The organism is Stenotrophomonas sp. GL_111 (assembly GCF_057835245.1).
Window position 1 is genome coordinate 784,665 of sequence record NZ_CM174421.1, and the last position, 18,801, is coordinate 803,465.

At 68.0% G+C, this 18,801-nt stretch carries 17 protein-coding genes; 9 read left to right on the top strand and 8 right to left on the bottom strand.

Annotated elements, in window-relative coordinates:
- Window positions 1-2: 2 nt before the first annotated feature.
- From AC3IPM_RS03460 to AC3IPM_RS03470, 3 genes are read right to left on the bottom strand one after another with little or no spacing between them, the layout of a single operon-like run.
- Window positions 3-1,340, bottom strand: coding sequence for a YcaO-like family protein (locus tag AC3IPM_RS03460; RefSeq protein ID WP_489302551.1), 1,338 nt, complete (start codon window positions 1,338-1,340; stop codon window positions 3-5).
- Entirely contained in the window at window positions 1,337-1,900 is a 564-nt protein-coding gene (locus AC3IPM_RS03465; RefSeq protein ID WP_489302553.1) for a hypothetical protein, read from the bottom strand. The genes AC3IPM_RS03460 and AC3IPM_RS03465 overlap by 4 nt, the downstream gene beginning before the upstream one ends.
- Window positions 1,901-1,951: 51 nt before the next feature.
- Window positions 1,952-2,731, bottom strand: a complete 780-nt coding sequence (locus AC3IPM_RS03470) for a hypothetical protein (protein WP_489302554.1) — start codon at window positions 2,729-2,731, stop codon at window positions 1,952-1,954.
- Window positions 2,732-2,942: 211 nt separating this feature from the next.
- Between AC3IPM_RS03470 and AC3IPM_RS03475 the strand changes: the two genes are divergently transcribed.
- Window positions 2,943-3,536, top strand: a complete 594-nt coding sequence (locus AC3IPM_RS03475; RefSeq protein WP_489302555.1) for a phosphatase PAP2 family protein — start codon at window positions 2,943-2,945, stop codon at window positions 3,534-3,536.
- Between the two features lie 217 nt (window positions 3,537-3,753).
- Here AC3IPM_RS03475 and AC3IPM_RS03480 read toward each other — a convergent pair whose 3' ends face one another.
- Together AC3IPM_RS03480 and AC3IPM_RS03485 are read right to left on the bottom strand one after the other, a co-directional pair.
- A complete protein-coding gene (locus AC3IPM_RS03480) occupies window positions 3,754-4,719 on the bottom strand; it encodes a ribokinase (protein ID WP_489302557.1) in 966 nt (321 codons plus the stop codon).
- A gap of 26 nt (window positions 4,720-4,745) precedes the next feature.
- On the bottom strand, window positions 4,746-6,044 hold the full coding sequence (locus tag AC3IPM_RS03485; RefSeq protein WP_489302558.1) for a NupC/NupG family nucleoside CNT transporter: 1,299 nt from the start codon (window positions 6,042-6,044) through the stop codon (window positions 4,746-4,748).
- Between the two features lie 190 nt (window positions 6,045-6,234).
- Between AC3IPM_RS03485 and AC3IPM_RS03490 the strand changes: the two genes are divergently transcribed.
- The 5 genes from AC3IPM_RS03490 (at window position 6,235) to AC3IPM_RS03510 (ending at window position 11,729) form a co-directional block, all read left to right on the top strand.
- Window positions 6,235-7,206, top strand: a complete 972-nt coding sequence (locus AC3IPM_RS03490) for a potassium channel beta subunit family protein (RefSeq protein WP_489302559.1) — start codon at window positions 6,235-6,237, stop codon at window positions 7,204-7,206.
- Between the two features lie 230 nt (window positions 7,207-7,436).
- Entirely contained in the window at window positions 7,437-7,637 is a 201-nt protein-coding gene (gene hemP, locus AC3IPM_RS03495; protein WP_017357220.1) for a hemin uptake protein HemP, read from the top strand.
- A 241-nt stretch (window positions 7,638-7,878) separates the two neighbouring features.
- On the top strand, window positions 7,879-10,107 hold the full coding sequence (locus tag AC3IPM_RS03500) for a TonB-dependent hemoglobin/transferrin/lactoferrin family receptor (RefSeq protein ID WP_489302560.1): 2,229 nt from the start codon (window positions 7,879-7,881) through the stop codon (window positions 10,105-10,107).
- 4 nt (window positions 10,108-10,111) lie between these two features.
- The gene (locus tag AC3IPM_RS03505) at window positions 10,112-10,708 is read left to right on the top strand and encodes a Hemin transport protein (protein WP_489302561.1); all 597 of its coding nucleotides are present in this window, start codon (window positions 10,112-10,114) and stop codon (window positions 10,706-10,708) included.
- Window positions 10,709-10,787: 79 nt separating this feature from the next.
- A complete protein-coding gene (locus tag AC3IPM_RS03510) occupies window positions 10,788-11,729 on the top strand; it encodes a DUF6607 family protein (protein WP_489302562.1) in 942 nt (313 codons plus the stop codon).
- Window positions 11,730-12,248: 519 nt separating this feature from the next.
- Here AC3IPM_RS03510 and AC3IPM_RS03515 read toward each other — a convergent pair.
- The 3 genes from AC3IPM_RS03515 to AC3IPM_RS03525 all read right to left on the bottom strand — a co-directional run bounded on the left by AC3IPM_RS03515 (window position 12,249) and on the right by AC3IPM_RS03525 (window position 15,760).
- Window positions 12,249-12,602 (bottom strand): DMT family protein, encoded by a 354-nt coding sequence (locus tag AC3IPM_RS03515; RefSeq protein WP_489302563.1) that lies wholly within the window; start codon window positions 12,600-12,602, stop codon window positions 12,249-12,251.
- Between the two features lie 72 nt (window positions 12,603-12,674).
- Entirely contained in the window at window positions 12,675-15,161 is a 2,487-nt protein-coding gene (locus tag AC3IPM_RS03520) for an ABC transporter permease (RefSeq protein WP_489302564.1), read from the bottom strand.
- Entirely contained in the window at window positions 15,158-15,760 is a 603-nt protein-coding gene (locus AC3IPM_RS03525) for an ABC transporter ATP-binding protein (RefSeq protein WP_489302566.1), read from the bottom strand. Before AC3IPM_RS03525 ends, AC3IPM_RS03520 begins: the two co-directional genes overlap by 4 nt.
- Window positions 15,761-15,880: 120 nt before the next feature.
- Between AC3IPM_RS03525 and AC3IPM_RS03530 the strand changes: the two genes are divergently transcribed.
- The 3 genes from AC3IPM_RS03530 (at window position 15,881) to AC3IPM_RS03540 (ending at window position 18,759) form a co-directional block, all read left to right on the top strand.
- Window positions 15,881-16,531: an arylesterase gene (locus AC3IPM_RS03530; protein WP_489302567.1), complete on the top strand. Its 651-nt coding sequence runs from the start codon at window positions 15,881-15,883 to the stop codon at window positions 16,529-16,531.
- A gap of 89 nt (window positions 16,532-16,620) precedes the next feature.
- Entirely contained in the window at window positions 16,621-17,334 is a 714-nt protein-coding gene (locus AC3IPM_RS03535) for a response regulator transcription factor (protein ID WP_019182442.1), read from the top strand.
- Window positions 17,335-17,487: 153 nt separating this feature from the next.
- Window positions 17,488-18,759: a sensor histidine kinase gene (locus tag AC3IPM_RS03540; protein ID WP_489302568.1), complete on the top strand. Its 1,272-nt coding sequence runs from the start codon at window positions 17,488-17,490 to the stop codon at window positions 18,757-18,759.
- Window positions 18,760-18,801: the final 42 nt, after the last annotated feature.

Here is an 18,801-nt window from a genome sequence, read left to right on the forward strand (position 1 = left end):
CATCAACCCAAGGGATGCGGGAAGGGATTGGGAAACGCGCCGCTGTGCGGCACGCCGGGATACCGCCAGGCCACGTCCCGGCAGCGGCCGCCGAGGAACGGCGCACGCTCGTCGGCATGCAGGCCGCTGAGCTGCGGCGACAGCACCCGCATCACCCGCAGTCCGGCCGCAGCCACATCGGCGGTGGTCAACTCGCGGTAGTACAGCGCGATGCCGGCACTGCCCAGGTGGCGCCGCAGCAGATCCAGCTCGGCCACTGCGCGCGCTGCCGCCGGGCGGAGCGCGGTGCCCGGCGACGGCAGCTGCAACGGGCTGTCGCCGGCAGCCCGCAGCAGCGGCAGGTGCGGCCACAGTTCCGGGCGCAGGGTGTAGAACGCGGCATGTTCGTCGAAGCTGCGCAGCGCGGCGGCTTCGCGGGGAAGCCGGGCGCTTTGGCGGCCACACAGATGCGCGGCAAAGGTCAGCGCCTGCTGCCATTCCAGCAGCGCCTTGTGCAGCGCCTCGCCCGGATCGGCGCGGCAGGCGATGCCGAGCACGTAGCGCTGGCGGCCTTCAAACGGGATGCCGCCAGCGACCGCGATCACCGGGTGCGGGTTCCAGTGCTGGGTCAGGTCGAAGGCCTGCAGTTCGCCACCGCGCTCGCTTGCATGGGCGTGCCAGTGCGCTGGCAGCGCGATGCTCCGGCCGGCCACGCCATTGAGCCATGTCACCGCCAGCGCATCGCGCTCCAGCAGTTCCTGGGCCGCGCGCAGCAGCGCCAGCCACGCGCCATCGCGGCCATCCCGCCAGGCGGCGAGGCCACTGGACGTGGACGGCAAGCGCGCCTGGCCGCTGCGCGGCCCCAGTCCAACCAGTTCCTGCGGCACCCAGGCCACCCGGTTGTCATCCAGCGCATGCACCGCGGCGAACAGATCGTCGTCGCGTTCGGGCATCGGCCACGGGAAGCCCGGCGTTGCACGTTGGCCTGCCGAGAACAGGGCGAATGCCGATTCATCCAGACGTTGTTCGGGCGTCAGTGCATCACGGCGACGCACCTCGAACCCCGACTGCGCCGCCGCCAGCCGCTCCAGTGCCTCGGCGACCGCGCCATCGGCGGCCGCATCGGCATCCAGTGCGACCGCGCCTGAAACGCCCTGCCAGGGATTGGCCGGGTCGGCCGGGGTGGCGGCATTGTGCACCTGCCGTCCCTCGAACAAGGGCCCGGTCGCATCGCAGGGGCTGGCTTCAATCGGCTGTGCCGGGCGCACCAGGCCGCAGCGCGCACGCGCCGCGCCATGCAGCAGGTGCGAAGACAGCGTGGGCACTTCAGGCTCCGCCGCGTGCACGGCGGAGCGGCTCATTTCATCAGGCCCAGCCAGAGCATCATCTCGACGGCACCGACCACGAACAGGCCCAGCAGCAGGACGATGCCGATGCCGATGCCGCGCCCGAGCGAACGCCCCGAGCGCTCGTAGACGAGGGCGCAGATGCCGACATACACCCCGACGGCGACGAACAGGCCGAATATCGGGTTGGAGATGCCCATGAAAATGCCACCGCCGACCGCGGCCAGCGGCAAGGCGAACAGCCCCAGCAGCACCCGACCCGTGCGGCCCAGCCCAGCCACCGGCACGACCGGGGTGGGTGTCTGCGGAAGCTCCGGATGCGCCGTGATGGACGGTTCCTGCGGCAACGCAGGCTGGCGGTCGGTATCGCCGGTATCGGCGGTGGCGTGTGCGTCGCTGCTGGCGGCTACGGGCGCGACGGGTTCCAGCCCGCCGAACACCACCGCCGACAGCACCGAGGTGCCCAGCAGGGTGACGATGCAGGAACTGCACGTGGTCGACGTCGAGCCACCGCCTGCCGCGGCAAGATCCTGGCGCGAGGCACTGGCATCGAACTGGGTAGGCAGGCGATACATACCGTCACTCCATTGACCGATGCGGAAGCGCCCGGCGCGTGGGCCACATTATCACGGCCGCCCGGCGTCCCAGGGCAAGGACAGCGGTGCCGGCAGCACCGCCTCGCCGCTCTGGCAGGCGGGGCACCACGGCAGCCGCAGCACCCTGTCGCGTTCGCCGTGCAGGCGATGCAGGTCGAGCCAGACGCTGCGTTCGAGATAGCCCAGCAACAGGTGTGGCTGATCCAGCAACGGCGCGACCAGCGCCGCGATCCGTGCCGGCTGCGCGGCGACCGCCGGCATCGCCGGCACCGCCGCGTCGCCCCAGCGGCGCAATACCCGGTTGCCCAGGCAATACACGCAGGCGCTCTGGCCGGGCACCACATAGGGCCCCAGCGCGAGCGTGTGGTGATAGCTGAGGTCGAGCAGCAGATGCGGTTGCGCCGGCATCTGTGCACGGTAGCGGGTCAGGGCCTGTTCCCAGCCGAGCCCATGCCGGACCAGGACCAGCAGCTCGGCCTCGGCGGAGGCATCGACACGCTGCAGATCCGCGCTGGCATGCTGGTCGAAGGCATCGGCCAATCCGGGCAGCGGTTCGCCGAGCCACTCGAGTGCATAGCGGCGCACCTTGCGCACTGCCTGCAGCGGCGCCAGCACACCGAGGCGGATCATCTGGCGGACCGCCGGGCCGCAGTCGGCATCCTCCTGCAACAGCGCCAGGGTGTCGTTCTGCCAGTGGCCGAGGATCCGATCGATGACCGCCGGCGTATCGGCCTCATCGACCACATACAGTTCGTCGGCGCCACCGGACACCAGCAGCAGCTGGCGCTGTGCATGGGTCTGCGCGAACACGGCCCAGGCCGGATTGCGCGTCCAACGCGGTTCGTCGGCGTGTGTGCCTGCGTGTTGCTGACTGCCTGCTGCTGCCACTGCGTACAGTCCGTGTATCGGCGAAGGCCCAAGGATAGCGACAAACAGGCTCACCACGTTCTGCTAGGGTGCGCTCGTGCCCATGCCGTCGGTTTCCAACGCTCCTGTCCCCCAGCCGCCTTGGCGCGAGGCGATGCTGTGGATGCTGCTGCTCGGAGTGATGTTCATCCATGGCTACAGCTGGAGCAACCAGTGGGCCGCCAGCCAGGCCACGACCTACAGCCTGCATGGGCGCTGGGACGATGCGATCCCGTTCTGGGCGTGGACGATCTGGCCCTACCTGGCGCTGAACCTGCTTTACCCGTTGACCTTCTTCCTCTGCCCGACCCGGTCGGCCTTGCGCCGCCATGCGCTGGCCATCGCCCTGGTACAGGCCGTCTGCATCCTCATCTTCGTGTGCTGGCCGACCGGCAACATCCGTGTGTTGCCGCAGCCGGATGGCCCGACCGGGCTGCTGTTCGCACAGCTGCGGGCGTTCGAGGCGCCGTTCAACATGGCGCCGTCGCTGCATGCCGCCGTCCTGGTGCTGGTATGGCAGGCCTGGCGCAAGGCGTTGCAGGAGGCGACCGCGTTGCGCTGGCTGTGGCACGGCGCCTGTGGCCTGATCCTGCTGTCGACGGTAACCACCTGGCAGCACGATCTGCTGGACGTGATCGCCGGGCTGCTGCTGGGTGCGCTGGCGTTGTGGATCACGCGACGCGTTCCGCTTTCTTCGTTCCGGGGGTGAGGCGAGCGTTGGGGCCCGCTGGGTGGCCGGCAGGCGCCTTGGCAAATGTCCCCCGGCGCCGGCCGCTGGCCGTCACCTCCTCCTTTATTTTGCCCAGTCGCCTGCCAGCCACCCAGCGGGCTCGGCTTCGGCACGCGACGGCAAAGCCGAGCGCTTTCAAAGAGCCCAAAAAAAAGGCCAGCGCTGGCGCTGGCCTCGGTATCCACGGCGGTGACGCTTACTTGTTTTCGGCGTCGGCCGGGGTGAAGTGCGGCATCGCCACGGCGGCGCCTTCCTTCTCGGTGGAACGGCCGGCGAACTGGTTGGCGAAACGCACGTGACGGGCGAAGGCCGCTTCCGGGTCCTGCGCGATCGAAGCGCACAGCGCACCGTTGAAGGCATCGCCGGCACCGGTGGTGTCGAGCACCTGCACCTGTTCGGCGCCCACGCGGTAGTAAGGCTGCGTGTCGCCACGCAGGTTCTCTTCCGCATGCGAGACGAACACCCCAACCGAACCCAGCGTCACCACCACGGTGCCGTTGCCGGTCAGCTTGCGGCACAGCGCATGCAGGCTGGCACCGTCGAGCGCGGCGACGTCGTTGGCATCCACGCGCTCGCCGACATGGCGGCCGAGCAGGGCGGCGAACTCGGTCTCGTTCGGGGTCAGCACATCGGCCAGCTTGAGCAGGCCGATGCTGGAGGGCGCGTCGGCCGGCGCCGCGTTGAGCACGGTGACTACACCGGCCTCACGGGCGATGGCCAGCGCCGCCTCGATGGTTTCCACCGGCGATTCGAGCTGGGCCAGCACCACCTTGGCGCCACCGAGCAGGCCGCGCTGGGCCTGGACGAAGTCCACGCTCAACGCCGCGTTGGCGCCCGGGCCGATCACGATGGTGTTGCGGCCGCGGGCGTCGACGTAGATGCCGCCGGTGCCGGTGGGCTCGCTGCTGGCTTCGGCGGTCAGGGTGAAGCGGTCCTGGTCGGCCAGGCCACGCGCCATCGCGCCGCCGGCGTCATCGCCCAGCGCGCACAGGAACGTGGTGTCCGCGCCGGCACGCCGCGCCGCCACGGCCTGGTTGAAACCCTTGCCGCCGGGGCCGGTGCTGTAACGCCCGGCAATGGTCGCACCCGGGGCCGGGAGCGACTCGCAACGCCAGACATGATCCACGTTGAAGGAACCGACTACGACGACACTGCTACTCATAAAGACTGTTTCTCAAAGAACGGATATCAGCTGAAATGCGTCAGCACGCCGGCGATGGTCGCCGTCATGAAGGTAGCGATGGTACCGCCCAGCACCGCACGCAGGCCGAACTTGGCCAGATCGTGGCGACGCTCCGGGGCAAGCCCACCAATACCACCGATCTGGATGGCGATCGAGCTGAAATTGGCGAAACCGCACAGCGCGTAAGTGGCAATCAGGCGGCCTTCGGCCGACAGGCTCATGCCCGGCACCTGGCCGTTGACGATCTCCGACAGTTTGGAGTACGCCACGAACTCATTGATCACGACCTTCTGGCCGATCAGCGAGCCCACCGTGGTGGCATCGGCCCACGGGGTGCCGATCACCCAGGCGATCGGGGCCAGCAGGTAGCCGAAGATGGTGGACAGGTCGGTCGGACGGCCGATGATGGCCTGCAGACCGGTGATCTCGCCCAGCCAGGTCAGCGGTGCGTTGAGCAGCGCGATCAGGGCGATGAAGGCCAGCAGCATCGCACCGATGTTCAGCGCCAGCTTGAGGCCGTCGCCGGCGCCGGCCGCGGCCGCGTCGATGATGTTGCTGGAGGTCTTCTCCACTTCCATCTTGACCGTGCCACGGGTGAGCGGGGTACCGGTTTCGGGCACCAGCAGCTTGGCCACCACCAGGGTCGCCGGGGCCGCCATGATGCTGGCCGCCAGCAGATGCTTGGCGTAGAAGGCCTGCTGCACCGGGTCGTTGCCGCCGAGCATGCCCACATAGGCTGCCAGCACGCCGCCAGCGATGTGCGCCATGCCGCCGATCATCATGGTGATCAGTTCGGACTGGGTCATCTTGGCGATGTACGGGCGCACCGTCAGCGGCGCCTCGGTCTGGCCGATGAAGACGCTGGCGCAGACGCTGGTGGTTTCCGCACCGGACACACGCATGATCTTGGTGATCGCCCAGGCCATGCCGCGCACGATCGTCTGCATGACGTTGAGGTGGTACATGACCCCCATCAGCGCCGAGAAGAAGATGATGGTGGGCAACACCTGGAAGGCGAAGATGAAGCCGAACTGCTCGGTGTTCATCAGGCTGCCGAAGATGAACTTGGAGCCCTCGTTGACGAAGCTCAGGATCCTGACGAAGCCCTTGCCCAGCGCGTCGAACACATCCCGGCCACCGGGCACCAGCAGCACCACCGCCGCAAAGGCGATCTGCAACGCGATACCGGTAACCACCAGTCGCCAGTCCACGGCGCGCTTGTTGTTCGAGAACAACCAGGCGATGCCGATCAGCACTGCCAACCCGAACAGGCCGAAGCCAATCCTGCCCAAACCTTCGACCATGAGACTTCCCTTGGGGCACCGCGAAAAACGGGAAGCCTAGAGCAGCGGCAGGGGCGGGGCAAGGAAAAGCAGCGTCCGCGTTCCGATCGGCCGCGATCCGGCCAGCATCGACAAGGGTTTGGCGCCGATCCGGAGCTAGACTAATGGGAATCATTCCGGCCCGAATGCGGGCCTGCAGCAGGAGAACCGCATGCAGTATCGGCGTCTTGGCAACACCGGCCTGAAGCTCTCGGCCCTTTCCTTCGGGGCCTGGGTGACCTTCGGTGACCAGATCGGCCGCGATGAATCGCGCAACCTGGTGGCCAGCGCCTGGGACCACGGGATCAACTTCTTCGACAACGCCGAGGGCTATGCGCGCGGCCGCGCCGAGCAGGTGATGGGCGATGTGATCGCCGACCTGCGCCTGCCCCGCGATGGCTTCTGCGTGTCCAGCAAGGTGTTCTTCGGTGCCGTGGACGACCCGCGCCCGACCCAGCACGGGCTGTCGCGCAAGCATGTGACCGATGCCTGCCACGCCGCGCTCAAGCGGCTGCGGGTGGACTACCTGGACCTTTACTACTGCCATCGCCCCGATCCGGACACCCCGATCGCCGAGACCGTGCTGGCCATGGACACCCTGATCCGCCAGGGCAAGGTGCTGTACTGGGGCACCTCGGAGTGGTCGGCCGCGCAGATCCAGCAGGCGGTCACCATCGCCCGCGCGCAGAACCTGCACCTGCCCTCGATGGAGCAGCCGCAGTACAACCTGCTGCACCGCGAGCGGGTCGAGCGCGAGTACGCGCCGCTGTATGCCGATGCCGGGCTGGGCACCACGATCTGGTCGCCGCTGGCTTCGGGCCTGCTGACCGGCAAGTACAACGCCGGGGTGGAGGCCGACTCGCGGCTGGGCCAGGGCCAGCTGGGCTGGCTGAAGGACCTGGTGCTGGGCGATCCCGCCGAGCAGCGGCTGGAGAAGGTGCGCCGCTACACCGCCCTGGCGGCACAGCTGGGCCACTCGCCGGCGCAGCTGGCCATCGCCTGGTGCCTGCGCAACCCGAACGTTTCCAGCGTGATCCTCGGCGCCAGCCGGGTCAGCCAGCTGGAAGAGAACCTGGGCGCGCTGGCGCTGCTGGACCAGGTGGACGAAGCGAGCTGGCAGCAGATTGAAGCGGCGTTCGCGTAACGCTGTGCCTTGCGGGGTGGGGCGTTAGCGGGGGAACTGGGGCGGTTTTGGGGTTCTGTCCTGGGGTGGGGTGCCGAGCATGGCTCGGCACTACCTGGGGCTTTGCGATTGATGACGTCAATCGAAAGTTCTAAAGCAATCATTAATCTCATCAATGAAGTTGAGAATGGTTGTTGATTGTCAACTGAGAATCATTATCATTTAACTCGTCCCTCGCACGAGTCCAGACGATGATGAACACTCAAGCTGCTGTACTGCTGCGCCCCGAAACACTGACCCTGCGTGATCGCCCGGTCCGGGTCGTACCGCCCGAAGAAGTGATCGACAGCGAAGCCCTGCTCAAGGGCCGCCGCGAAATCCTGATCCAGCACGGCGATCGCTTCTATCGCCTGCGCCACACCAGCAACGACAAGCTGATCCTGACCAAGTAGTGCCGGCCGCTGGCCGGCTGCTCTGGGTGCCGGCCGCTGGCCGGCAGCTCTGGGCGGCAGTCGCTGGCCGACTGCTCCCGGTGCCGGCTGCGTAGCCGTCTGCTCCCGGCAGGCCACCCCCTCCCCCCGGCCTGCCGCCCAGAACCGCTCTCTCTCCCCCTCGACGTTTCGCCGGCGACTTCCGGTCAACGGCGTTGGTCGGGGGTCTCCTTCCGCTGCAAGCCGATTCCAGCCAAACACCATGACCCGTCCTACTGCCCTGAGCGTTGCCTTGTGGCTGGCGCTGCCGATGGCCGCGCATGCCGCCGCCGATGCCGCCCCTGATGCCACCCGTGAGTTCGATCGCGTGCAGGTCACGGCCACGCGCACCGCGCGCGCGCTGAGCGATGTCGCCGCCACCGTCGATGTGATCGACCGTGAGCAGCTCGACAACCACCTGGTCCAGAACATCAAGGACCTGGTGCGCTACGAGCCGGGTGTGTCGGTGACCGGCAGCCCGGCCCGCTTCGGCCTGGGCGGCTTCCGCATCCGCGGGCTGGACGCCAACCGCGTGCTGATCCAGACCGACGGCATCGCCATGCCGAAGGCCTTCGCGATCGGCAGCTTCGCCGACGCCAACCGCAACTTCACCGATCTGGAAACGCTCAAGCGGGTCGAGATCGTGCGCGGCCCGGCCAGCGCGCTGTACGGCTCCGATGCATTGGGCGGCGTGGTCGCCTTCGTCACCAAGGACCCCAAGGATTACCTCAAGGACGGCAGGAACAGCTACGTCGGCCTGAAGTTCGGCTATGACGGCGAGTGGCAGGGCCTGCTCGGCAGCGTCACCACTGCCTTTGGCGGCGAGCGCTGGAGCGGCATGGTCAACGTCAACCATCGCCAGGGCCAGGAGACCGAAAGCATGGGTGAGGTGCGCAGCAGCGACAGCCGCCGTACCGCCGCCAATCCGCAGGAACGCGATGGCCGCAGCGTGCTCAGCAAGCTGGTGTACGCGCCCAGCGAGACCCAGCGTTTCAAGCTGACCGTGGAAGGTAACGAAGACAGCGTGGACACCGACGTGCTGTCCTCGATCGCCCCGGCTACCGCCGCGCCGCCGGCCGCCACGGCCACCACCGGCATGAAGGCGCGCGACCACCAGACCCGCGCGCGGCTGTCCATCGCCCATGAAATGGACGATGTCGGCCTGGGCTTCGCCGACAGCCTGTCGTGGCAGCTGTACCGCCAGGACAGCGAAACCACCCAGCGCACCGATGAGACCCGGGGCAACCGCAGCCGCCGCCACCGCGAGTTCAATTTCGACCAGCGCGTGTATGGCCTGCAGGCGGTGTTCCACAAGGGCCTGCAGACCGGCGCGGTCGAGCATGAACTGACCTACGGCTTTGACGGTGCCTGGACCGAGACGCGACAGAAGCGCGATGGTTACCAGGTCTCGGCCACCGGCGTGGTCAGCACGACGATCCTGCCCGATGCCTTCCCGGTGCGCGATTTCCCGATCAGCAAGACCACCGAGCTGGGCCTGTACGCACAGGATGAAATGCGCTTCGCCGAGGGCCGCTTCTCGCTGGTGCCCGGCGTGCGCGTGGACCACTACGAACTGCGCCCGGAAGTCGATGCGATCTTTGCCGCCGACAATCCCGGCATGGGCGTGTCCAGCCTGACCAAGACCAGCGTGTCGCCGAAGCTGGGCATGGTCTGGCGTTTCGCCGACCAGTGGTCGCTGTTCGCCGGCTACGCGCATGGCTTCCGCTCGCCGCCGTACAACGACGTCAACCTGGGCTTCACCAACGTGGCCTTCGGCTACACCGCCATTCCCAACCCGGACCTCAAGCCGGAAACCAGCGATGGCGTTGAACTGGGCGTGCGCTTCCTGAGCCCGGCCGCCTACGTCAGCCTGAGTGGCTACTACAACGACTACAAGGACTTCATCGAGTCCCAGCGCCAGGTGGGCATCAACAGCCAGGGCCTGATCGTGTTCCAGTCGCAGAATGTGGCCGACGCGGAAATCTACGGCGCCGAGTTGAAGGCCGGCGTGGACTTCGGCGAGCTCAACAGCGCGCTGGCGGGCTGGTCGTTGAACAGTTCGGTGGCCTGGTCGCGTGGCCAGAACAAGACCGAAGACGTGCCGCTGGAATCGATCGACCCGCTGCGCGGCACCGTCGGCATCGCCTTCGACCGCGACAGTTGGGGCGTGGAACTGGCGGGCACCTTCGCCAAGCGCAAGGACCGCCTGCCGCCGGCACTCGCGCCGGGCAGCGCGCCCTTCAGCCCGGCCGGTTACGGCGTGCTCGACCTGATGGCGCATTGGGAATTCGCACCGGGCGCCAAGATCAACGTGGGCGTGTTCAACCTGGGCGACCGCAAATACATCGACTACTCGGCCGTGACCTCGGCGCTGGCCACCAACAGCGCGGTGATCGACCGCTTCAGCAACCCCGGCCGCAACGTTTCGGCCAGCCTCGCCGTGAGCTGGTAGCGCCATGAGCCGCGCCCTGTCCGCAGTGCGACCGGCGGCCCGCGACCTGCGTCCGGGCGCGTTGCCTTCGCCGGCACAGCTGGCCTCGCTGGGCACGGTGCTGTGCCTGTACCGGCCCCACAGCAGTGAGCTGGGCGGCTGGAAGCAGGCGGTATCGGCCCACGCGTGCCAGGGCATGGACAGCGAAGGCATCCGCGAGAGCCTGTGCTTCGCCGACGCGCGCGGCCGCTGCTGCTGGCGCCTGTACCTGTTGCCGGACAGCGACTTCCTGGCCTGGGACCGCCTGGTGTCGGCGTACCCGGCACGGCCGGAGCCGGCCAACGATGGCGGTGTCGCCGAGCGGTTGTGGCGGCGTCTGGCTACCCGCCTGGGCGGTGATCCGTGGCGGATGTGCGCATTGCGCCTGCATGCCGGTGACGGCCAGGGCCTGGCCGCGAGCCTGGCCTCGTTGTCATCGCTGGGGGCCAACGCCGCGCGCCGGATCGCGCGCGTGGAAGGCGCCGATGGCGAGCTGTGGATCGACGATTGCTGCTGTGCCTCGGCCGCACGCAGCAGCACTGCCACCACAGCGTCGGGTGAGGTGCCGCTGATCCGGCTGTAACCGACTGATGGACGATGGATCGACCGCGGCCACGGACGGCCATGACCCCTTGCAAGCCACTCCTGAAGAGAACCTTTAGATGAAACTCCAGACAGCCAGTGCGTGGTTGCTGCTAGCCAGCAGCGGTATCGCCCATGCCCAGCCCTCCGACCTGCAGCGCGACCACGACAGCATCGTGGCGATGAAGGGCGAGTACATCGTCGACTTCGCCTTCGACGAAACCGTGCTGCTCAAGCCCGGCTATGAGCGCGCGCCGGCGGTGCGCAGCGGGGGCAACGAGGTGGTGATCGTGGTTGAGGACACGCCCAAGCGGGTGGTGCTGCAGCACATTCTGGTGGATGCCAAGAGTGGCCACGTGACCAAGCATTGGCGGCAGGACTGGGTGTACGAGGCAGCGAACCGTTTCGAGTTCAGCGCCGAGCAGACCTGGCAGGTGCGCACGATTCCGGCAGCGGTCAATGCCGGTGCGTGGACGCAGTGCGTGTACGAGGTGAGCGATGCGCCGCGCTACTGCGGTACGGGCAAGTGGGACTACAGCAATGGCGTGGCGACCTGGACCAGCGATCTGAGCTGGCGTCCGCTGCCGCGCCGCGAGTACACCCGTCGCAGCGACTACAACGCGCTGTCGGTGGTGAACCGTCACACGCTGACGCCGAACGGCTGGACGCACGAGCAGTTCAACACCAAGATCCTGCGCGGTGCCGACGGCAGCCAGCAGGAGATCGCGCGTGAGTTCGGTTTCAACGATTACAACAAGACGACCGAGGTCAACTTTACCCCGGCCTACGATTACTGGTCTGCCACGGCAGGTTACTGGGGCAAGGTGCGCCAGCGCTGGGACGGTTTCCTGGGCCAGGCCCCGGGCGTGCACCTGAAGACGAAGCTGGACGGCATGGCGATGATCATTCCGCTGTTCACCCAGGCCCAGGACATCCAGGACGGCAAGAAGGTCAAGGACGCCGAGATCGACAAGGTGTTCAAGCAGTGGGTCGAGAAGGCACCGGCCGAGGCTGCACGCTGAGTCTTTTGTTTACCTGAGCGCGGAATTGATACGAAGAAACGCCTCCCGGGGCGTTTCTTTTTTTATATTTCAGGTGTTGGAGTGTTGCCTGGTTGGTCGCCTCGGCGTCTCCCTGTCTGCGTGGGGAAGGGCACCGGGCAGCCCAGGCCGGGACACGCCGTAAATCCATCCATGGAGGCTTGTTCACAACATCCATGTTGTGAACAATCCCGGCCTGGGCTACCCGGCACCCTTCCGTCAGCAGCATCGGTGGCGGCGGGAAACAGCGAGGAAGCGTCGCGCAACGTACGCAATCCAAGGTAGAGCCGAGCCATGCTCGGCTGCTCTCCCAACCGCCCATCGCATTCTCCGAGGAAGGGCAGCGGTTCCCCCTGTCCAGGACTGTTCACAACATGGATGTTGTGAACAAGCCCCCATGGATGGGTTCACGGCGTGTCCTGGACAGGGGGAACCGCTGCCCTTCCAGCCCTGAAGAACGACGCGCTGCCTTTCAGCTCCAGCAGTGAACGCAGAGTCGAATCACTCCTTGAACATCAACAACGCCGCCACCACGATCAACGCGAACGCGGCCCAGTGGTTCCACTTCAACGGCTGGTCCAGATACACCGCCGAGAACACCGCGAACACCACCAGCGTGATCACCTCCTGCATCCCCTTGAGCTGCGGCGCCGAATACACCGCGCTGCCCAGCCGGTTCCCCGGCACCTGCAGGCAGTACTCGAAGAACGCGATACCCCAGCTCACCAGGATCACCGTCATCAACGGCGCGCTCTTGTATTTCAGGTGCCCGTACCAGGCGACTGTCATGAAGATGTTGCTGCCCAACAGCAGCAGCACCGGGTACAGATAAGCAGTGAAAGGCGTGCCGGGCATCCGGGCGGTCTCGTGGTCAGGGGCGGGCAGCATAGCCGGGCCCGCCCCTGCACCGTGTCATCGCCGCCCCGCTCAGGCCTCGCGCAGCGCCAACGCTGGCGGCGTATGCAGAATCCGCCGCGTGCCCCACCAGCCGGCCAGCATGCTCAGCCCCATCCCGATGGCCCCGCCGGCCAGCAGCGGCCCCCAGGGCGGGCTCAGCGTCAGCTCGAACACCTGCCGGGCCACCACGCTGCCCAGCAGCGCCGCCGTGCCCACCGCCAGCAGCGCCGACAACAATCCCAGCGCCCCGAACTCCACCAGCACCGCCCCGCGCAGCTGCGTCCGGGTGGCCCCCAGCGTGCGCAGCACCGCGCTGTCGTAACGGCGCTCACCGGCCGTGGCTTGCAACGCCGCCAACAGCACCAGCAGCCCCGCCAGCAGGCTGAAACCCATCACCAGCTGCACCGCCTGGGTCACCCGGTCCACCACCTCGCGCACCCGCTGCAGGATGCTGTCGATATCCAGCAGCGAAATGTTCGGGTAATCGCGGGTCAGTGCCGCCAGCTGCGGCGCCTGCGCGCGCGGCAGGTGGAAGGCGGTGATCAGGTTGTACGGCGCATCGGCCACCGCCCCTTCGTTGAGCAGCAGGAAGAAGTTGACCCGGAACGAGTCCCAGTCGGCCTTGCGGATGCTGGTGACCGTGAAACTGCGCTCCTGCTCGCCCATCTGCAGCGTCACCTTGTCGCCCAGCTGCATGCCGTAGCGCTCGGCCCAGCCCTGCTCGATCGAAGCTTCCGCCGCCGTACTGCCCGGCGCCCAGTAGCGCCCGCTCAGCAGCGTGTTGGCCGGCGGGAAGTCGTGCCGCCAGGAGAAGTTGACCGGCCGGTTGGCATCGTCGTCATCGTTGCTGTTGTCTTCGCGCTGCTGCCGCTGGGGCGCACGCCCGTTGACCGCCAGCAGACGCCCGGTGCTGAACGGCTCGATCCCCGGCGCGGCTACGCCCAGCCCGTCCAGCGCGGCCACCACCGCGTCGCGCTGCTCCGGCTGGATGTTCATCAGGAAGTAGTTCGGCGTATCGCTGGGCAGGCGGTCGCGCCATTGCGCCAGCAGCCCCGGCCCGATCACCGACAGCAGCAACAGCGCACACAGCGACAGCGACAATCCCACCAGCTGCATCACCGCCAGCCCACGGCGCCGGGTCAGGGCGGCCAGGCCCAGCTTCCAGCGCCCGCGCAGCCGCGGCTGCAGCCCGCGCAGCAGCCACAGCGACAGCGCGCCCAGTGCCCCGGCCAGTGCCGCCAGCGCCGCCAACCCACCCAGCACCCAGGCCGCCAGCTTCACATCGCCGGTAGCCTGTACCGTCAGTGCCACCGTGGCCGCCAGCGCGGCGGCGTAGACCAGCAGCGAGCTTGGCGGCAGCGCGGCGAAGCTGCGGTTGAGCACCCGCATCGGCGGCACGCTGCGCAGCCGCAGCAACGGCGGCAGGCCGAAGCCCAGCAGCAGCACCAGCCCGATCCCGGCCCCGGTCAGCGCCGGGGTCGCCTGTGGCAATGGCAGGCGGTTGGGAATCAACCCGCCCAGCGCCTGCACCAGCCCCGCCTGCGCCGCCATGCCCAGCCCGATCCCGACCAGGCAGGCCGGCACCGCCAGCATCAACAGTTGCAGTGCCATCGCGGTGAGAATGTCGCGCTGGCGGGCACCCAGGCAGCGCAGCACGGCGACCTGGTCGATCCGGCGCATCGCGAAGCGGTTGGCGGCCAGTGCGGTCGCCACACCGGCCAGCAGCACCGCCAGCAGCGCGGCCAGCGACAGGAAGCGCCCGGCCAGGTCGAACGCGCCGCGCACCCCGCGCTGGGTGTCGGCGATGCCAACGATGCGGTAGCCCTTGGCCTGTGGCGCCAGCCAGTCGCGGAACGCGGCGATGCGCGCGCTGTCACCGGCGAACATCATCCGGTACGACGCGCGGCTGCCCGGGCCGAGCAGGCCGGCACGGTCGACATCGACGCGGTTGACCAGCAGCGGCGGCGACAGCTGCATCAATTCACCGGAGGTGTCCGGCTCGGCCTGCAGCACGCGGGTGATGGTGAGCGTGCCTGCGCCGAACTCCAGCGCGTCGCCCACCTTCAGCCCCAGCGCCTGCATCAGCCGGGCATCGGCATACGCCTGGCCCGGCGGTGGCGTGCCGGCGACTTCGCTGCCGGGTGCGTGCAGCGCACGGCTCACGCGCAGCTCGCCGCGCAGTGGGTAGCCGTCGCTGACCGCCTTGATGTTGGCCATCTGGCTGGCCTCGCCATGGAACAGCACGCTGGGGAAGCTGACCAGGCGCGTGCTGGCCAGGCCGCGCGTGCGCGCCGCCTCGGCGTAGCTCAGCGGGATGTCCTCGCGGGCACTCAGGCCGAGGTCGCCACCGAGCATCTCCGCCGCGCTGCCGGTCAGCGCCAGGGTGACCCGGTTGACCAGCGTGCCCACTGCGGTCATTACCGCCACCCCGAGCACCAGCGCGGCGAACACGGTGAGCAGGTCGCCGGCGAGGAACTCCCGGCGCAGCGCCCGCGCGGCGTGCTTGATCACATTCATGCGGGCAGGCCGGCGATGCGGTCCACCAGCCGGCCGCCATCGAGCTGGTACAGCCGCTCGCACCGCTGGGCCAGGCGCAGGTCGTGGGTGACCAGCACCAGGGTGGTGTCGCTGGTGGCGTTGAGCGCGAACAGCAGGTCGCTGATCTGCTGGCCGGTGGCCTGGTCCAGGCTGCCGGTGGGCTCATCGGCGAACAGGATGCGCGGCTTGGCCACGAACGCCCGGGCCAGCGCCACGCGCTGCTGCTCGCCGCCGGACAGCTGGCGCGGGTAGTGGCGGGCACGATGACTGAGCCCGACCTGCTCGAGCACCTCGCGCACCCGCGCCGGGTCTTCGCGCCCGGCCAGCTCCAGCGGCAGCGCGATGTTCTCTTCCGCGGTCAACGCGGGCAGCAGGTGGAAGCTCTGGAACACGAAGCCGACCTCGCGGGCGCGCAGCTGCGCGCGGGCTTCTTCATCGAGCGTGTTGAGTTCGGCACCGGCCAGCGTGATGCGGCCGTGGCTGGGCAGGTCCAGCCCGGCCAGCAGGCCGAGCAGGGTGGTCTTGCCCGAACCGGACGCGCCGACGATGGCCACGCTCTCGCCTTCATGGACGGTCATGTCAATGTTGTCCAGTATGTGGACTTCACCCTCCGGGCCACGCGCGGACTTGCCCACCTGGTGGGCGGCGATGGCGACGGCTGCGCTGCGGGGGGACAGGCTGTCGATGAGGATTCTCCAATGAAGCAAGCAATGTGGACGGGCCGGACGGCCCTGATGATCTGGCTGCTGGCAGGATTGCTGCTGGCGCCGATGCTGGCCTGTGCCAAAGGTGCAGACACCCGCACCACGGTGCTGATCGTCGGCGACAGCCTCAGTGCCGCCCACAATATCCCGGCCGCGTCGGGCTGGGTGAACCTGCTTCAGCAGCGGGTCAAACAACAGCTCACGCCCGTGCCGACGATCGTCAACGCCAGCATCAGCGGCGAAACCACGGCCGGAGCACTGACCCGCCTGCCGGGCCTGCTGGCCAGGCATCAGCCGTCGGTGGTGGTGATCGAACTGGGCGGCAACGATGCCCTGCGCGGGCTCAGCCCGGCGCAGCTGCGCGGCAACCTGGAAAAGATGATCGTGGCCAGCCGCAAGGCCGGCGCGAAGGTGCTGCTGCTGGGCATCGATGTGCCGCCCAACTACGGCCCGGCCTACCGCCAGCGGCTGCGCCAGACCTACACCGGGCTGGCCACGCAGTACCAGGTGCCGCTGCTGCCGTTCCTGCTCGAAGGGGTGGCCCTGCAGCCGGCGCTGATGCAGGCCGACGGCCTGCATCCCACGGCCGCTGCGCAGCCGAAGGTGCTCGACAACGTATGGCCGCTGCTCAAACCCCTGCTTTGACCGCCATTGCGCTCGGTGTGTGAGCGGCTTCACACCACGTCCACCGCCGATGCGGCATGTTTCACAAAGCTGAAGAAAGAGGGAATCCCATGCGTCAGACAAAGGAGACCTCCGGCCTGGTGCTGGTGGTCGAGGACAACCGCAATATCTCCGAGATGATCGGTGAGTATCTGGAAGGCCGCGGGTTCGAGGTCGATTACGCCCAGGACGGGCTGGACGGCTATCGGCTGGCGGCGGAGAACAGCTACGACGTGGTCGTGCTGGACTTGATGCTGCCGCGTCTGGACGGCATCGAAGTCTGCCGCCGGCTGCGCAACGATGCGCGCAAATCGACCCCGGTGCTGATGCTGACCGCGCGTGACACGCTCGATGACAAGCTCACCGGTCTGGGGTTCGGCGCCGACGATTACCTGACCAAGCCGTTCGCCATCCAGGAACTGGAAGCGCGCCTGCGTGCGCTGATCCGCCGCGAGCGCCGCCAGGTCGGTTCGGAAGTGCTCAAGGTCGCCGACCTGGTGCTGGACCCGGTCAGCATGCGCGCCACCCGCGCCGGCACCGAGCTGCAGCTGTCGCCGATCGGTCTGCGCCTGCTGACCATCCTGATGCGTGAATCGCCCCGTGTGGTGACCCGCCAGGAAATCGAACGCGAGATCTGGGGCAATGGCCTGCCCGATTCGGACACCCTGCGCAGCCATCTGTACAACCTGCGCAAGATCATCGACAAGCCGTTCGACCGTCCGCTGCTGCACACCGTGCAGAGCGCCGGCTACCGCATTGCCGATATCGCCCAGCCGATGAGCTGATGCCACCCGGCGCGACGGGCGCATGACCGGACGGGCCCTGCGGGGCCCGGATGTGTGCAGCGACCCGGCTCTTGCCGGGCCGTTGTCGTTTTTTGCACGATGGAATCACGGCGCGTTTTCCTATAATCGCGGCGAACCGCCCTGGACCCCGTAATGCCGCACGGTCTGCCGCGCAAGATCCGTATCGTCTTCATCCTCCAAGCCGTGCTGGCCAGCCTGGGCATCCTGCTGGGCGCCTGGCTGGTGTCGCTGGTGATCAAGCACAGCCTGGTCAGCAGCGCGCTGCGCGAGGAGGCGGCGTATTACTGGCAGTTGTACGAGGCCTCGCCCGTACAGCCACCGCCGAACACGCAGAACATCCGCGGCTATCTGCTGGAAACCGGGCAGTCCAGCCTGAGCCTGCCGGCCAACCTGCGCCCGCTGGCGCCGGGCTTCCACGAATTGCCCGATGACGACCAGCTGGTGCTGGTGGATGCACGCCCGGAAGGGCGCCTGTACCTGGTGTTCCTGCGCTCACGCGCGGAGATGCTGGCGTTCTGGTTCGGGATCGTGCCGGTGCTGCTGACGTTGCTGGCGGTGTACGGGGCCTCGTGGATCACCTACCGGGCTTCCAAGCGGCTGGTGTCGCCGGTGAACTGGCTGGCGCGGCGGGTGTCACGCTGGGATCCCGGCCATCCGGAGGCCTCGGACCTGGCCCCGGAAAAGCTGCCGGCGGACATGCAGGGCGAGACCCGGCAGTTGGCCGCAGCCCTGCATTCCCTGGCAACGCGGGTCACCGCGCACGTGGCGCGCGAGCGCAATTTCACCCGCGATGCCAGCCACGAACTACGCACGCCGTTGACCGTGATCCGGGTTGCCAGCGACATGGCACTGGCCGATCACGACGTGCCACCGCGCATGCGGCGCAGCCTGCAGCGCATCCAGCGGGCCGGACGCGACATGGAAGCGGTGATCGATGCGTTCCTGATCCTGGCCCGCGAGGCGGATGTGGAGCCGCAGATCGAGTTGTTCGATGTCAACGATATCGTGCGCTACGAAGTGGACAACGCACGCGAGCTGCTGGGCGGCCGCCCGGTGGAGATTCATCTGCACAGCGCCGGGGAGGTGCTGTTGCATGCGCCGCCGCGGGTGCTGCAGGTGGTGGTGAGCAATCTGCTGCGCAACGCCTGCAGTTACACCGATGAAGGGCGTATCGATGTGACGGTGGACGAGGACCGGGTGACGGTGCGCGACACCGGGATCGGGATGTCGGCCGAGGCGTTGAGCCGTGCCTTCGAGCCGTTCTACCGGGCCGAGCCCACGCGCCCGCAGGGCACCGGGCTGGGCCTGTCGATCGTGCGGCGCCTGTGCGATCGCTTCAGATGGAAGGTCACGCTGGCCAGCGAGCCGGGCCAGGGCACCCAGGCCACGATCGCGTATCGGTGAGCGCGGCGGCTGCAGCGATGCCGCCGCGGTGGGTGCCGACAG

What these genes read in the sequence shown, in the direction of transcription:
- AC3IPM_RS03510 (WP_489302562.1), top strand. Translation starts at nt 10,788, where the DNA reads ATGAAACTCCAGACAGCCAGTGCGTGGTTGCTGCTAGCCAGCAGCGGT.
- AC3IPM_RS03485 (WP_489302558.1), bottom strand. Translation starts at nt 6,044, where the DNA reads ATGGTCGAAGGTTTGGGCAGGATTGGCTTCGGCCTGTTCGGGTTGGCA.
- AC3IPM_RS03520 (WP_489302564.1), bottom strand. Translation starts at nt 15,161, where the DNA reads ATGAATGTGATCAAGCACGCCGCGCGGGCGCTGCGCCGGGAGTTCCTC.
- hemP (WP_017357220.1), top strand. Translation starts at nt 7,437, where the DNA reads ATGATGAACACTCAAGCTGCTGTACTGCTGCGCCCCGAAACACTGACC.
- AC3IPM_RS03540 (WP_489302568.1), top strand. Translation starts at nt 17,488, where the DNA reads ATGCCGCACGGTCTGCCGCGCAAGATCCGTATCGTCTTCATCCTCCAA.
- AC3IPM_RS03475 (WP_489302555.1), top strand. Translation starts at nt 2,943, where the DNA reads ATGCTGTGGATGCTGCTGCTCGGAGTGATGTTCATCCATGGCTACAGC.
- AC3IPM_RS03505 (WP_489302561.1), top strand. Translation starts at nt 10,112, where the DNA reads ATGAGCCGCGCCCTGTCCGCAGTGCGACCGGCGGCCCGCGACCTGCGT.
- AC3IPM_RS03480 (WP_489302557.1), bottom strand. Translation starts at nt 4,719, where the DNA reads ATGAGTAGCAGTGTCGTCGTAGTCGGTTCCTTCAACGTGGATCATGTC.
- AC3IPM_RS03500 (WP_489302560.1), top strand. Translation starts at nt 7,879, where the DNA reads ATGACCCGTCCTACTGCCCTGAGCGTTGCCTTGTGGCTGGCGCTGCCG.
- AC3IPM_RS03460 (WP_489302551.1), bottom strand. Translation starts at nt 1,340, where the DNA reads ATGAGCCGCTCCGCCGTGCACGCGGCGGAGCCTGAAGTGCCCACGCTG.
- AC3IPM_RS03530 (WP_489302567.1), top strand. Translation starts at nt 15,881, where the DNA reads ATGAAGCAAGCAATGTGGACGGGCCGGACGGCCCTGATGATCTGGCTG.
- AC3IPM_RS03535 (WP_019182442.1), top strand. Translation starts at nt 16,621, where the DNA reads ATGCGTCAGACAAAGGAGACCTCCGGCCTGGTGCTGGTGGTCGAGGAC.
- AC3IPM_RS03465 (WP_489302553.1), bottom strand. Translation starts at nt 1,900, where the DNA reads ATGTATCGCCTGCCTACCCAGTTCGATGCCAGTGCCTCGCGCCAGGAT.
- AC3IPM_RS03525 (WP_489302566.1), bottom strand. Translation starts at nt 15,760, where the DNA reads ATGACCGTCCATGAAGGCGAGAGCGTGGCCATCGTCGGCGCGTCCGGT.
- AC3IPM_RS03515 (WP_489302563.1), bottom strand. Translation starts at nt 12,602, where the DNA reads ATGCCCGGCACGCCTTTCACTGCTTATCTGTACCCGGTGCTGCTGCTG.
- AC3IPM_RS03490 (WP_489302559.1), top strand. Translation starts at nt 6,235, where the DNA reads ATGCAGTATCGGCGTCTTGGCAACACCGGCCTGAAGCTCTCGGCCCTT.